This window comes from Oryzobacter terrae, assembly GCF_042756445.1.
GTDB classification, from domain to species: Bacteria; Actinomycetota; Actinomycetes; order Actinomycetales; family Dermatophilaceae; genus Oryzobacter; species Oryzobacter terrae.
On record NZ_CP170578.1, the window covers coordinates 61,580 to 74,960 of the forward strand.

The following is a 13,381-nucleotide window of genomic DNA, read 5'->3' on the forward strand; positions in this document are numbered from 1 at the left end:
GAGGGCGGGACGAGAGGCGGACCCGGAGCGCCTAGCTGGTCGAGTGGTGGGACGGGTCGGGGAGGGTGACGGTGAAGCGGGAGCCGGCGCCTCGGCCGATGCTGGTGGCACGGATCTGACCCCCGTGGGCCTCGACGATGGATCGGCTGATCGTCAAACCGATCCCGGAACCACCCTCATGGCGTTCGCGGGCGTGGTCCGAGCGAAAGAACCGTTCGAAGACGAGGGGAAGGTGCTCGGCGTCGATGCCCTCACCGTCGTCGAGCACCTCGATGACACAGGCGCCGTCGACGTGCTCGACGGAGACGCTGACGGTTCCACCGCTAGGGGTGTGCCTCAAGGCATTGGACAACAGGTTCGACAGGACCTGCGACATCCGCTGGGGATCCACGCGAGCCTGCACCGGCCCACGGTGATCGACACCCACCCTGACCTGCTTCCCCTCGAACGCCCCGGCTCCGTCGGCCACGACCCGTGCGGCGAGCTCGGCGAGGTCACAGGACACGAGCCGCAGCTCGAGCCGCTGTTCCTGGGCGCGGCTCACCGCAGCGATGTCGTCGGCGAGCCGGCGCAGCCGTGCAGTGCTGGACCTCAGCACGTCCACCGTCGACCCGTCCAGCGGGCGGATGCCGTCCTCGACGGCGTCGAGCTGCATCTCGACGGTGGCGAGGGGGGTGCGCAGCTCGTGACCGAGGTCGCTGAGCAACCGCCGACGCGTGGCCTCGGTGTCCTGAAGCCGTCCCGCGAGCTCGTTGATGGTGGACCCCATCCGGTCGAACTCGGTCCCGAGGCCGCTGGCGTCGATGCGGGCGTCGTACTGGCCCGACGCGATGTCGGCGGCGGTCGTGACGACGGCTCCGGTCGACTGCTGCACACGGCGGGTGAACCACGCGGTGACGAGCCACGCTGTGAGCACCGACGTGAACAGCGCCACGCCCATGGCGATCAGCAGGGAGTCACGGAAGGCCAGCTCGACATGGTCGAGCTGGGTGGAGTCATGGGCCGAGCCGGCCTCGAGCAGGTGGTCGTGGAAGATGCTGGGACCGACGAACGAGGCCACGATCCACGTGGTCACGGCTCCCGCAAGGAGCAGCACGGCCTGGGCCACCAGCAGGCGGCTGGACAGGCCCGACGGGCGCTGCCGCGGAAGCCTTTTCACTCTCCCGCACCCATCCGGTACCCCACCCCACGCATCGTGCGGATGAAGCGCGGAGCCGCGGCGTCGTCGCCGAGCTTGCGGCGCAGGTGTCCGATGTGGACGTCGACGAGGTGCTCGTCCCCCACCCAGTCACCGCCCCACACTGCGTCGATCAGCTGACGCCTGGAGAAGGCGACGTTGGGCTCTCGGGCCAGGGCGGCGAGGACGTCGAACTCGGTGCGCGTGAGGTTGACCGACTCGCCGCCGACCCACACTTCGCGGCCCGTGGGGTCGACCTTGAGCTCGCCGAAGGTCCAGGCCTCGCCGGCGGGCGATTCCCCCACGCGCCGAGGGCGCCGCAGCATCGCGCGCAGGCGGGCGACGAGCTCTCGCGGGCTGAACGGTTTGGTCAGGTAGTCGTCAGCCCCGACCGAGAGGCCGATGAGCTTGTCCACCTCGTCGTCGCGGGCCGTGACGATGACGACGTAGGCGTCGGAGAACGTCCGCAACGAGCGGCAGACCTCGACTCCGTCAACGCCCGGGAGCCCGAGGTCGAGGATCACGACGTCGGGGTCGAGGGCCCGCGCGGCGTGGATCCCGGCCGTTCCGTCGTGGGCGATCTCGACCTCGAAGTCCGCTCGCTCGAGGTAGGAGGCGATGAGGCCGGCCATGTGGACCTCGTCCTCGATGACGAGGGCTCGCAGCGCGTGAGCGGCGTCAGTGGGCACCGGGAGCACCGGTCCCATCCATCGCGCTCATGTCCCGATGGTCGCAGACCGTTGTACGGCCTCGGTCCTCGGTGGGACCCGTGGAGACGATCTTCATCGTTCCTTCATGGCTCCACCACACCAGTACCGCAGGGCAGGTCCAGGGTCGAGGCACGAAGAGAGGTGGTGGTTCCCGATGATGTGGGGATCTGGGATGGGTTGGTGGGGGTGGCTGGTGATGGCGGGCTTCACGGCCCTGCTGTGGTGTCTGGTCGTCCTGGTGATCGTCGTGCTGCTCGACGTCCGGTCGACGAGGCGGTGACGGGCTTCATCGAACCTTCATGGCTTCTTGGCCGAATGCAGGGGTCGGTGGGGAGACGGTGAGGACGACGTCCCCTCACTGAACGGAGACCGCTGTGCCCCGCATCATGCGTCCTCGCGCTCGACGCCTCACCCTCGCCGTCGTCGCCCTCGTCACCGTGAGCGCCCTCAGCGCCTGCGGGTCCTCCGCAGACCATGGGTCGATGCCCGGGATGGGCGCGTCCGGCTCCAGCAGCGCCGGTTCGGGTGCGTCCAGTGCGGCGATGACGGACGTGATGTTCGCGCAGATGATGATCCCGCACCACCAGCAGGCGATCGACATGGCCGACCTCGCGTTGGAGGATTCCTCAGGTGCCCGACCGGAGGTCCGTGCACTGGCCGAGCAGATCTCCAAGGCACAGGGTCCGGAGATCGCGCAGATGCAGGACTGGCTCAAGTCCTGGGGGGCTGAGGCGGGAATGTCCATGGACCATGACATGGGCGGGATGATGAGTGACGCGGAGATGGGTGAGCTGGAGCAGGCCGCTGGCGCCGAGTTCGACCGTCAGTGGCTGACGATGATGATCGAGCACCACGAGGGCGCGATCACCATGGCCGAGAACGTCCTGGAGCAGACGCGGAACCCCGACGTCGAGAAGCTGGCCACGGCGATCGTGGAGGGTCAGCGGCGCGAGATCGATACGATGAAGGGCTTGTTGGCGTGAGCCGCACCTCGGCGCGGGCTCTCGTCGCCGCTGTCGCCGCAACGGCGTTGGCAGCCACTGCGGCCTGCTCGGCCAGCGCGCCGTCGGACGACGCTTCGGCCGCGCAGGCGCCGGACGCGACCGCGCGGTCCATGCTGATGCCCGTCGGCGCCGGCCACGTCCACGCCGTGGCGAAGGATCCGGCGTCGGGACGGCTGCTGCTGGCCACCCACGCGGGGCTGTTCGCCGAAGGGAAGGAGGAGTTCGAGCGTGTCGGTCCGGCGATCGACCTCATGGGCTTCACCGTTGCCGGGCCGAACCACTATTACGCCTCGGGGCATCCGCAGCCAGGATCGGACCTGCCGAACCCCGTGGGGCTGATCGAGAGCCGGGATGGTGGGCAGACGTGGCAGGTGCTCTCCCGTGGCGGGACCTCCGACTTCCACGCCATGGCGGCCGCGGGATCGGGCATCGCCGGATTCGACGGCACGCTGAGGTTCACCGAGGACGGCAAGGCCTGGGACGACCTGCCGAGCGGATTCGAGCCGATCTCCATCACCGGTCGCGTCGACGACCGGCGCCTCGTCGCGTCGACGAACGAGGCGGTCATGACGTCGGGCGACTCCGGCAGGACGTGGGCGTCAGTGCCGGACTCGCCCGCCCCCGCGCTCGTGTCGCGAGCCGACAACGCGGTCATCGCGTTGACCGCGGATGGGCGGGTGCACCTCGCCGATGCCAGCGGCAGGGCGTGGATGCAGACCGAGCTCACCGCGAAGGCACCACAGGCTCTTCTGGCGTCGGGCAGCACCGCGCAGCTGGAGATCATCGTCCTCACCGAGGACGGCCTGATGGTCTCGCGCAACGGACGGGCCTTCGTGCCCTGGACGCCCCAGGGCTAGAGGCTGCCCGGTGGGGTGGCGGCCCTGCCGCCACCCCACCGTCGTCAGGACTGGAGGGCGGCGGCCGCGCTGGCCTCCGGTCGCAGGTCCAGACGGCGCAGCAGCTGCGCGTTGAGGGCGACGACCACGGTGGACACCGACATGAGGACCGCCCCGACCGACATCGGCAGGACGAACCCGACCGGGGCGAGCACGCCTGCGGCCAGCGGCACCGACAGCAGGTTGTACCCCGCGGCCCACCACAGGTTCTGCTTCATCTTGCGGTACGAGGCCCGGGACAGCTCGATCACGGACAGCACGGACCGGGGGTCGTCGCTGGCGAGGATGACGCCGGCTGAGGCGATGGCGACGTCGGTCCCGGCGCCGATGGCGATGCCGACGTCGGCCTGGGCGAGGGCAGGTGCGTCGTTGACGCCGTCGCCGACCATCGCGACCTTGCGACCCTCGTCCTGGAGCTGCTTGACCTTGGCCGCCTTGTCCTCGGGGCGGACCCCGGCGAAGTAGCGGTCGATTCCCAGGTCGGTGGCGACGGACGCGGCGACCGCCTCGGCGTCCCCGGTGATCATGACGACCTGGACGTCGCGGTGGTGCAGGGCGTCGACCGCCTGACGGGACTCCGGCCGGATCTCGTCGGCCAGCTTGAGGCCACCGACGAGAACGCCGTCGCGGACGACGTGGAGGATGATCGCGCCCTCGCCGCGCCATCCGTCGGCCTCGGGGACCTCGGCGATGCCGAGCTCCTCGAGCAGCCGTGGCCCCCCGACACGGATCTCGTGGCCGTCGACGGTCGCGCTCACCCCGACGGCCGGTGACGAGGAGAACCCGGTCGCGGCAGAGGTCGGCGCACCTTCGTCGGACGCGTAGCGCACGATCGCCTTGGCCAGGGGGTGCTCGCTGTCGGCCTCGGCGGAGGCGGCGAGCGTGAGGAGGGTCCGGGGGTCGAGGCCATCGACCGGCGCCAGAGCCGTCACCGTGGGCTCGCCCTTGGTCAGGGTGCCGGTCTTGTCGAACAGGACGGTGTCGACGGTGCGCATGCTCTCCAGCGCCAGCCGGTCCTTGACGAGCACCCCGCCGCGGGCGGCGCGCTCGGTCGCGATGGACACCACGAGGGGGATGGCCAGGCCGAGGGCGTGGGGGCAGGCGATGACCAGGACGGTGATGGTGCGCACGATGCCGGAGTCGGGAAGGCCGACGAGGGTCCAGACGACGATGGTGACCGCCGCCGAGGCGAGGGCGAACCAGAACAGCCAGCCGGCCGCGGTGTCGGCGATCCGCTGGGCGCGCGAGGAGGACGCCTGGGCGTCGGCGACGAGGCGCTGGATGCCGGCCAGGGCGGTGTCGTCGCCGGTCGCCGTGACCTCGACCCGCAGCCCGGAGTCGGTGGCCACGGTGCCGGCGGTGACCGGCTCGCCCACGGTGCGCGCGACAGTGCGTGACTCACCGGTGACCATCGACTCGTCCATCTCGGCGCGACCGTCGACGATGCGGCCGTCGGCGGGGACGGACCCGCCGGGTCGGACGACGACGACGTCACCGACCCGCAGCTCGGAGGGGCTGACCGTGACGGTCCGGCCGTCCTCCACGCGTTCGGCCTCGTCGGGCAGCAGCGCCGCCAGGGAGTCCAAGGCGGAGGTGGTCTGGGCGAGGGAACGCATCTCGATCCAGTGGCCGAGCAGCATGATGACGATGAGCAGGGCCAGCTCCCACCAGAAGTCGAGCTCGTGGTGCAGCACACCGGTGCTGGCGCCCCACGACGCGACGAAGGCGACGGTGATGGCCAGCGCGATGAGCAGCATCATCCCGGGGGCGCGGGAGCGCACCTCGGAGACGGCGCCGGTGAGGAAGGGACGCCCACCCCACAGGTACATGACGGTGCCCAGCACCGGGGAGACCCAGGCGACCCAGCCGCCGTGGGGCAGGTCGTAGCCGACGAGCATCGCGAACATCTCGGACAGGCCGACGACCGGGACGGCCAGGACGAGCATGATCCAGAAGAGGCGACGGAACTGCCCGACGTGGTCGCCGTGCCCTCCGTGACCCGAGTGCCCTGAGTGCCCGTCACCGCTGCTCTGGGTGCTGGAGGTGTGCTCCGTCGTGCCGGTGTGGTGGGCGTGCTCCAGCGGTTGGGGGTGGCCACCGTGCTCGTGGTGGTTGGCGTGCGTGGTGTTGTCGGGGCTCATGTCAGGCCCTCCCGGAGGTGTCGGCGGACGGGGTGGAGGTTCGAAAACCCCTCAGGCGCAGGCTGTTCCCGACGACGAAGACCGACGAGAACGCCATGGCGGCGCCGGCGAGCATCGGGTTGAGCAGCCCGGCGGCAGCGAGGGGGAGGGCGGCGACGTTGTAGCCGAACGCCCAGAACAGGTTGCCCTTGATGGTGGCGAGGGTGCGTCGCGACAGCCGGATGGCGTCGGCGGCGACGCGCAGGTCGCCGCGCACGAGCGTGAGGTCACTGGCCTCGATGGCGACGTCGGTCCCGGTTCCCATTGCCAGGCCGAGGTCGGCCTGGGCGAGGGCTGCGGCGTCGTTGACGCCGTCGCCGACCATGGCGACGACGCGCCCTTCGTGCTGGAGACGTGTGACGACGTCGACCTTGTCGGCCGGCATGACGTCGGCGATGACGTCGGCCGCGTGGATGCCCACGACGGCGGCGACGCTGCGGGCGACGGCGGCGTTGTCGCCGGTGAGCAGGATCGGTCGCAGCCCGAGGGCGCGTAGCTCGGCGATGGCCTGGGCCGAGGTGGGTTTGACCTCATCGGCGACCGTGAGGATGCCTCGGGCCCTGCCGTCCCACCCGACCGCGACGGCGGTGGACCCGGCGCTCTGCGCGTCGGCGAGGGCCTGCTGGAGGTCCTCACCCAGGTGCTGCGACCAGTCGGCGAGCAGCTGCGGTCGACCGACGAGGACGGCCCGGCCCTCGACGACGCCCTGCACTCCGAGACCTTCCACGTTGCTGAAGCCGTCGACCGACGGCAGGGAGCCGGAACGAGCCTTCGCGGCCGTCGCGACGGCCCTGGCGATGGGGTGCTCGGAGGCGTCCTCGAGGGCACCGGCCAGCCGGAGGACCTCGGCGGGGTCCTCGCCGTCGGTGACGATGACGTCCTGCAGGGTCATCGTGCCGGTGGTGACGGTGCCGGTCTTGTCGAGGACGATGGTGTCGACCCGTCGGGTCTGCTCGAGGACCTCGGGCCCCTTGATGAGGATGCCGAGCTGGGCGCCGCGCCCGGTGCCGACCATGAGCGCCATGGGCGTGGCCAGGCCCAGGGCGCAGGGGCAGGCGATGATGAGGACGGCGACGGCCGCGGTGAACGCGACGGAGGCGCCAGCCCCCGAGCCGAGCCAGAAGCCGAGGGTGCCCACCGCGAGGGCGATGACGACGGGGACGAACACGCCAGAGACGCGGTCGGCGAGCCGCTGCGCGGCGGACTTCCCGTTCTGGGCGTCCTCGACCAGCCGGGCCATCTGTGCGAGCTGGGTGTCGGCGCCGACACGGGTGGCCTTGACCGTGATCCGGCCGCCGGCGTTGACGGTGGCGCCGATGACGGTGTCGCCGGGGGCGACCTCTACGGGCACCGACTCGCCCGTGACCATCGAGGCGTCGACGGCGGAGGTCCCGGACTCGATGACGCCGTCCGTGGCGATCTTCTCCCCGGGGCGCACGACGAACACGTCACCGACGACGAGCCGGTCGACGGGGACCCTCTCCTCGACACCGTCACGCAGCACCGCGACCTCCTTGGCGCCGAGGTCGAGCAGTGCCCGGAGAGCGGCTCCGGCCTGACGCTTCGACCTCGCCTCGAAGTAGCGTCCGGCGAGGATGAAGGTTGTGACGCCGGCGGCGACCTCGAGGTAGATGTTCGCCATCCCGTCGCTGCGGTCGACGGTGAGCTCGAAGGGGTGGGTCTTGCCGGGCACACCGGCGTCGCCGAGGAACAGCGCGTACAGGGACCAGCCGAGGGCCGCGAGTGTGCCCATCGAGATCAGGGTGTCCATCGTGGCTGCGCCGTGGCGCAGGTTGGTCCACGCGGCCCGGTGGAAGGGCAGTGCGCCCCACACCACGACGGGGGCGGCCAGCGTCAGGGACAGCCACTGCCAGAAGGTGAACTGCAGGGCCGGGACCATCGCCATGATGATGACGGGGACGGACAGCACAGCAGAGACCAGCAGGCGGCCGCGCAGCGACGCGACCGCCGGGTCTTCTGCGTCAGCAGCGTCCCGGGACGAATCCGGGGACGTCTCGACGGCTGGCACGGCCGCGCCGTAGCCGGCCGCCTCGACGGCGGCGACGAGGTCCGCATCCGTGACATCAGGAGCGTCGACGACGACGCGGGCCTTCTCGGTGGCGAAGTTGACCTGCGCGCGCACGCCGTCCACCTTGTTGAGCTTGCGCTCGATGCGGTTGGCGCAGGACGCGCACGTCATCCCGGTGAGGACGAGCTCGACGTCGCGCGCGCTGGCGGCGCGGGTGGTGGTGTGCTCGGCGGTCGAGCTCATGACGGTCCTTCCGATGTGAAGTGTGCGAACGCGCGGTCCCGGGTCAGTGGTCATGCCCGCCCGTGGCGGCGGGGTCAGGGGTCGTGGCCGCGGGCGGTGCGGACGCGTCGAGGACGAGGTGCGCGCTCCGCACGACTCCGCCCTGCTTGAAGTCCAGGTACAGGTGGTACCTCCCGGCGGTGGGGACCTCGACGGTGAAGTCCACGGCGGGACCGGCGGTCGTGCGGCCGTCCCCGGGCGTGCCGTTGGGGTGGACGTGGAGGTAGGCGAGGTCACCCTCCCGCAGGGCCACGAGGTGGCCGTACGCGCCGAGGTAGGGCTCGAGGTCGGTGACGGGGCGCCCGTCACGGCTCACCTGCAGACGAAGGGTCGAGTCCTGACCGCCGCGCAGGTCGCCGGCCACGGTGACCGCGAAGCCGTCGTCCACCTGCGTGGTACGCGTCGGCGCGGACGCTGAGGGCGGTGCGGTCGTCCCGGGCACGGCGAGGTCGGTGCCGAGGGTGAGGGCCGAACCACCGGTCGGGGTGAAGTCGGCGAAGACCCGCCAGCTGCCCGGCGTGAGGTCGACCGCGGTCCGCCAGGTTCCGTGCTCGTCCATCACGGGGTGCACGTGCTGGAACCCGGTCTGGTCCCGGCGCACCATGATGAGGTGGAGCCGCTTCTCGTGCTCGACGTCGAACGAGGTCACTGGCGCACCGCCGCTGTCACGGATGGTGAACGCGAGCTCGCGAGTTCCTGCCTCGAGGGCGTCGTCGCCGAGCTCGAGGGTGTAGCCGGCGCGGGAGGCCGCGAGGCCCGCGGGGAGGTGGTCGGTCGGCATGCGGTCCTGCGTCGTCGGCTCGGTCGCGTGCTCGGCGCCGTGGGCGGCGGCCGGGGCGACGGGTCCGAAAGAGGACCCGGCCGCCCAGGCGCCGCCGAACGTCAGCGCCAGCGCCGCGGCGAAGCCGGTGAGCGCGGCGGCGGTGCTCATGCGAGCTGGTAGCCGGCCTCCTCGACCGCGGCCTGGACGGCGTCGCGCTCGAGGGGCTGGCTGCTGGTCACCGTGACGGCTCCGGTCGGGACGTCGACGGAGACGTCGGTGACGCCGGAGATCGTGCGGACCTCCTCGGACACGGAGGCGGCGCAGTGGCCACACGTCATTCCGGTGACGGCGTAGGTGGCGACGGTGTCGGGCTGCTGGGTCATGGTGGGTCTCCAAGAGGATGTCGGGATCGGTCCGATGAACCATACCCCTGTAGGGTACCCATGTAAACCCGGAGGGGGTATGGTTGATTCCAGCAGCACACCGGCGGAACGGTGTGCGATGACGATGTGAGGGGTCAGACATGACCGCACCGACGACCTCGACACCGACCGCGGGCGCGCCCGCCGGGCACGAGCACGGCTACGTCCACTACGCGCACCGCGAGGACTACCTCAAGCGGTTGCGGCGGATCGAGGGACAGGCACGTGGCCTGCAGCGCATGGTGGAGGAGGAGAAGTACTGCATCGACATCCTCACGCAGGTCAGCGCGATGACGAAGGCGCTGCAGTCAGTCGCCCTCGGCCTGCTTGACGAGCACCTCTCGCACTGTGTCGTGGAGGCCGCTCGGGCCGGGGGCCCCGAGGCCGACGCCAAGGTCAAGGAGGCGGCGGAAGCCATCGCGCGCCTCGTGCGCTCCTGACGACGGCTCGGGTCAGATCTCGGCCCGACCGACGTGGAGGACCGACAGTGAGCACGCAGCCCCAACGAGCATGACAGCGACCAGGACGAACAACGCGACCCATCGGCCAGGGCGCGACACGATGAGTCCCGAGAGCGTTCCTGCCGAGGCGACCAAGACGACACAGCCGAGCGTGCCGGCACCGGCCCCCAGCACGCGCGGCGCGTCCCACCCCAGGACTGCGATCAGCACAGTGAGGCCGAGGGCTCCGGCGGCACGGCGGCGCAGGCCGTCCTCGCCGGGGTCCCCTGTGGCAGTCACGTCGCGATGATCCCAAACGGTGGGCAGGCGCTGGGATTGTACTGGCACGCTCTCAGGGCATTCTCAGCGGATTCCAGTAGTTTCGCTGCGTTCGTTTGAAGACGCACTCGTGGTCGACGAGTGATGGATCGGAGGCGATGCGTCCTTCAACGGTTGATTGGAGCAGCAGGCCTTGACGTCAGCGCGCCCGGAAATCATGGCGAGCAGCAGCAGCACGAACGGTGCGACGGCCACAGCTGCGACCAGGTAGCGCATCATGCCGATCCTCTTTGTGGACGTTGGAGGCGTTCTAGGACGGGTTTCGCCCCCGTTCGGTCCTCAGTGTCGCTGATGTCGTCGCGCTCGAGGAGCGCGTCAAGTCTCATAAATCCTGTGGCGTCCCCATCGCCGTCCTTAAGCTGCCGTGACAGACGGCGCAGGACGACCACGGCGAGCAGCCACAGGCCAGTGACGCAAAGAATGATGAGCGCGACGACCAAGGGAGTTCCGATCCCACCGAAAGAGGACATAAGGGTCAGGCTGGCCGTGAGGCATGTATGTAAGGTCCATGAAACCCTGAAGGTTCGGTAAAGATCGGCTGCAATCCTCGCGCGGGTCTAGGTCGACGTCAACGACAGGGGATGGTCCGCCGCTCGTGGCAGGCCATCCCCTGTCGTGGCTGTCGTGTTCAGCGAAGGACGCCGCAGACTGCGGGGTCGGTCGCCTCGGCCGGCAGGTTGGGGTCGAGCTCGCTGGCGCCTTCGGGGCTGCTGAAGTTGTAGGTGCCGTTGCCGTCGTAGTCCAGGCCGTGGATTACCAGGACGCCCTCTCCGTCGCGGATGGAGTCGGCGATCTGCTTGGCGGTACCGCCGCCGCCGGCGTAGCCGGTACCGGCGACGTCGGTGAACTCGATGTTGTCCCGGCTGTAGGAGTACGAGCCGTTGCTGGAGACGGGGAAGCGGCTGACGTCCAGGAAGCTTGCCGGGGTGGTGTCCCCGGTGGTGTTGAGCGAGACGACGACGGGGCCGTAGGCGGGGATGCCCTCGACGGTGTTGACGCGGCCGTCGTTGTTGCTGTCCAAAGCCAGGGTGGGGCACTCGTTGAGGGCCTGCTGGCCGTAGTGGATGTGCTGCGCGTGCGGGGCGTCAGGAGTCAGGCCCTGCGCGTGGACCTCGATGTGCTGGATCTTCTGGTTGCGCACCGTGGCTGTGGCCGTGCCCGAGGCACCGGAGTTGTTGAGCTCGGTGAGGGTGGCGTTGAGGGTGACGGTCTTGTCGGCGCCCTTGGTGCTGTGCGAGTGCCCGGCGGCGGTGGCGCTGCCGGCGCCCACGGATGCCGCGGCGAGCAGCGCCAGGACGGAGGTGCCGAGAATTGCTGAGGTGGATCGCTTCATGGGGTGACTCCTGCGTGTCGGTGACCGGTGAGGGGGTCTCGGTGGTCGGCAGGGGTTCGCCCCGTTGGGCGGGGGCGGATGCTTCCAGCGGTTGGTAGTTCTCAGCGACTTCTTCGGAACCCAGTGAGAACTCGGTGCAGCCCTGGGTGAGGAGCAGTCAGCTGACGTGAAGCCTGGTTTGGCTGTAGGAGCGTGATCGTGAGGGTGCGCCGTAGTTCAAGGATCGCGACTCTGGGGATTAAGCCCCCGTTTCCACCTACCGCAATGAGTGGCTCTACGCGGCAGTTCCGGACGTTTCGCAACCGTGTGATGGCTCGGTGGGAGGCACGAGCTCTGCGCACGACGATTCGAGAACCCCTCAGACAACCGAGTGTCGGCACCGGGCTCGCTCACGGGATCTGCCTGCAGTGACCGAAGACTCCGGGATCGAGGTGAACTAGCGTGACGGCGTGACCTTGAACCACGTTCGACGCGGATCCGGTAGCCCACTGTTGCTCGTGCATGGTCTGGGCGCCGGGTGGCGATCGTGGGCCCCGATCATCGATGAGCTGGCCGAGCGCCGTGAGGTTATCGCCGTCGACCTGCCGGGGTTCGGCGAGACGCCACCACTGACCGGCGAGGTCTCCATCGCCACCCTGACCGACTCCGTCGCCGACTTTGTTCGTGAACAGGGCTTGGACGGAGTCGCCACCGCCGGCCAGTCGATGGGCGGGCGGATCGTGCTCGAGCTCGCGCGGCGAGGGCTGGGCGGCGACACCGTGGCGTTGGATCCAGGCGGCTTTTGGAGCGACCGCGAGCTGCTCGTCTTTGGCGCGACGCTGCGGCCATCCATCGCTCTGGTTGGGGCGCTGCGCCGAAGGTTGCCCTTACTGCTTGGCAGCCGCGTGGGCAGGACCTTGCTCTTGGCGCAGCTCTCAGCGCGACCCTGGGCGCTCTCGCCTCAGACCGTGTTGCCGGACGTGAGCGGATTGGCCGATGCTGCGGCTACCGGCGCGGCGATGGATGCTCTGACCAAAGGGCCAAAGCAACAGGGCGCCCCCGCGGGCACGGTTCCAGGCCGGGTCACGCTCGGTTGGGGACGGCGCGACTTGGTGACCGTGCCAAGTCAGGCAGCTCGTGCCTTGGAGCTGTTCCCCGATGCGGAGTTGCATTGGTTCGAGCGATGCGGTCATTTTCCACAATGGGATGCGCCGCGCGAAGCGGCCCAGCTCATCCTGGACCGCACAGATTGAGGCCAGCCACTTTCGCCTAGCCAACTCAAGCACCGGTCCTCGTGGGCCATTGTGTGGAACGGGTCGCCGCAGGCGCATCCTCTCCACCATCAGAGTCGGCTCCTGCTCGAGCGCCAGTGCCGCGGCCAACTCCTAGGCGGTGGTGCGACGCGGCACGCGGCCACCGCGAAGCGCGCAATGAGCGGCATGAGCGGAAGGGCGACCGGACTGGGCTCGTCTGTGAGATGGTCCAGCCATGCGAGTGCTCACCGAGTCCGAGGTGCGAGTCGGGGCGCGCGTGTTGTACGGCGGGGAAGCTTCAGAACGCGATGTCAGCGCGGCCGCTGCGGAGCACGGACACATTCTGATCAGCGGGCATCCCGGTGTGATCGCGCATATTCACGGACCTGGCAACTGCCACGTCGTGGTCGAGTTCATCGGGCTCGAGGCAGAAGGTATAAGCGTCGGGGTTGGGTGGGACCCGATCGCTGATGGGACCTACCCCCAACTGTTCGTTCCCGAGAACGCCGAGTGGGAGCGCGCGCTCACGGCCGGCTGGTGGGCCGCCCAATAGGCGCACGCCTAGGAACGCACG

13 protein-coding genes are annotated in these 13,381 nt (G+C 69.8%); 5 read left to right on the forward strand and 8 right to left on the reverse strand.

From position 1 onward, the window contains the following. Positions 1 to 31: 31 nt before the first annotated feature. Complete coding sequence (locus tag ACFWN3_RS00315; protein ID WP_377642301.1) at positions 32 to 1,108, reverse strand: sensor histidine kinase; 1,077 nt, start codon at positions 1,106 to 1,108, stop codon at positions 32 to 34. A gap of 47 nt (positions 1,109 to 1,155) precedes the next feature. Then, on the reverse strand, positions 1,156 to 1,875 hold the full coding sequence (locus tag ACFWN3_RS00320) for a response regulator transcription factor (RefSeq protein WP_377642303.1): 720 nt from the start codon (positions 1,873 to 1,875) through the stop codon (positions 1,156 to 1,158). Between the two features lie 494 nt (positions 1,876 to 2,369). Between ACFWN3_RS00320 and ACFWN3_RS00325 the strand changes: the two genes are divergently transcribed. Further along, complete coding sequence (locus ACFWN3_RS00325) at positions 2,370 to 2,870, forward strand: DUF305 domain-containing protein (protein WP_377642305.1); 501 nt, start codon at positions 2,370 to 2,372, stop codon at positions 2,868 to 2,870. After that, positions 2,867 to 3,748: a F510_1955 family glycosylhydrolase gene (locus tag ACFWN3_RS00330; RefSeq protein ID WP_377642307.1), complete on the forward strand. Its 882-nt coding sequence runs from the start codon at positions 2,867 to 2,869 to the stop codon at positions 3,746 to 3,748. Before ACFWN3_RS00325 ends, ACFWN3_RS00330 begins: the two co-directional genes overlap by 4 nt. 44 nt (positions 3,749 to 3,792) lie before the next feature. On the opposite strand, the gene ACFWN3_RS00335 is transcribed toward ACFWN3_RS00330, so the two are convergent. From ACFWN3_RS00335 to ACFWN3_RS00350, 4 genes are read right to left on the reverse strand one after another with little or no spacing between them, the layout of a single operon-like run. Then, complete coding sequence (locus ACFWN3_RS00335) at positions 3,793 to 5,928, reverse strand: copper-translocating P-type ATPase (protein WP_377642309.1); 2,136 nt, start codon at positions 5,926 to 5,928, stop codon at positions 3,793 to 3,795. 1 nt (position 5,929) lies between these two features. Beyond that, complete coding sequence (locus tag ACFWN3_RS00340) at positions 5,930 to 8,239, reverse strand: heavy metal translocating P-type ATPase (protein ID WP_377642311.1); 2,310 nt, start codon at positions 8,237 to 8,239, stop codon at positions 5,930 to 5,932. Between the two features lie 43 nt (positions 8,240 to 8,282). Further along, positions 8,283 to 9,209: a hypothetical protein gene (locus tag ACFWN3_RS00345; protein ID WP_377642313.1), complete on the reverse strand. Its 927-nt coding sequence runs from the start codon at positions 9,207 to 9,209 to the stop codon at positions 8,283 to 8,285. Next, complete coding sequence (locus tag ACFWN3_RS00350) at positions 9,206 to 9,424, reverse strand: heavy-metal-associated domain-containing protein (RefSeq protein ID WP_377642315.1); 219 nt, start codon at positions 9,422 to 9,424, stop codon at positions 9,206 to 9,208. Before ACFWN3_RS00350 ends, ACFWN3_RS00345 begins: the two co-directional genes overlap by 4 nt. Positions 9,425 to 9,564: 140 nt before the next feature. Between ACFWN3_RS00350 and ACFWN3_RS00355 the strand changes: the two genes are divergently transcribed. Next, the gene (locus tag ACFWN3_RS00355) at positions 9,565 to 9,903 is read left to right on the forward strand and encodes a metal-sensitive transcriptional regulator (RefSeq protein ID WP_377642317.1); all 339 of its coding nucleotides are present in this window, start codon (positions 9,565 to 9,567) and stop codon (positions 9,901 to 9,903) included. A 363-nt stretch (positions 9,904 to 10,266) separates the two neighbouring features. Here ACFWN3_RS00355 and ACFWN3_RS00360 read toward each other — a convergent pair whose 3' ends face one another. Beyond that, positions 10,267 to 10,461 carry a hypothetical protein gene (locus ACFWN3_RS00360; RefSeq protein WP_377642319.1) on the reverse strand — a complete coding sequence of 65 codons (195 nt, stop codon included), beginning with the start codon at positions 10,459 to 10,461 and terminating at the stop codon, positions 10,267 to 10,269. Positions 10,462 to 10,870: 409 nt separating this feature from the next. Then, positions 10,871 to 11,575 carry a hypothetical protein gene (locus ACFWN3_RS00365; RefSeq protein WP_377642321.1) on the reverse strand — a complete coding sequence of 235 codons (705 nt, stop codon included), beginning with the start codon at positions 11,573 to 11,575 and terminating at the stop codon, positions 10,871 to 10,873. Between the two features lie 449 nt (positions 11,576 to 12,024). Here ACFWN3_RS00365 and ACFWN3_RS00370 point away from each other — a divergent pair, with 449 nt between their 5' ends. Next, entirely contained in the window at positions 12,025 to 12,807 is a 783-nt protein-coding gene (locus ACFWN3_RS00370; protein WP_377642322.1) for an alpha/beta fold hydrolase, read from the forward strand. Between the two features lie 235 nt (positions 12,808 to 13,042). After that, positions 13,043 to 13,360 (forward strand): hypothetical protein, encoded by a 318-nt coding sequence (locus tag ACFWN3_RS00375; RefSeq protein ID WP_377642324.1) that lies wholly within the window; start codon positions 13,043 to 13,045, stop codon positions 13,358 to 13,360. Positions 13,361 to 13,381 lie beyond the last annotated feature (21 nt).

Bases quoted from the DNA above. Each gene is read 5' to 3' on its own strand.
- ACFWN3_RS00365 (WP_377642321.1), bottom strand. From the start codon at position 11,575: ATGAAGCGATCCACCTCAGCAATTCTCGGCACCTCCGTCCTGGCGCTG.
- ACFWN3_RS00345 (WP_377642313.1), bottom strand. From the start codon at position 9,209: ATGAGCACCGCCGCCGCGCTCACCGGCTTCGCCGCGGCGCTGGCGCTG.
- ACFWN3_RS00375 (WP_377642324.1), top strand. From the start codon at position 13,043: ATGCGAGTGCTCACCGAGTCCGAGGTGCGAGTCGGGGCGCGCGTGTTG.
- ACFWN3_RS00325 (WP_377642305.1), top strand. From the start codon at position 2,370: ATGCCCGGGATGGGCGCGTCCGGCTCCAGCAGCGCCGGTTCGGGTGCG.
- ACFWN3_RS00355 (WP_377642317.1), top strand. From the start codon at position 9,565: ATGACCGCACCGACGACCTCGACACCGACCGCGGGCGCGCCCGCCGGG.
- ACFWN3_RS00350 (WP_377642315.1), bottom strand. From the start codon at position 9,424: ATGACCCAGCAGCCCGACACCGTCGCCACCTACGCCGTCACCGGAATG.
- ACFWN3_RS00335 (WP_377642309.1), bottom strand. From the start codon at position 5,928: ATGAGCCCCGACAACACCACGCACGCCAACCACCACGAGCACGGTGGC.
- ACFWN3_RS00340 (WP_377642311.1), bottom strand. From the start codon at position 8,239: ATGAGCTCGACCGCCGAGCACACCACCACCCGCGCCGCCAGCGCGCGC.
- ACFWN3_RS00360 (WP_377642319.1), bottom strand. From the start codon at position 10,461: ATGATGCGCTACCTGGTCGCAGCTGTGGCCGTCGCACCGTTCGTGCTG.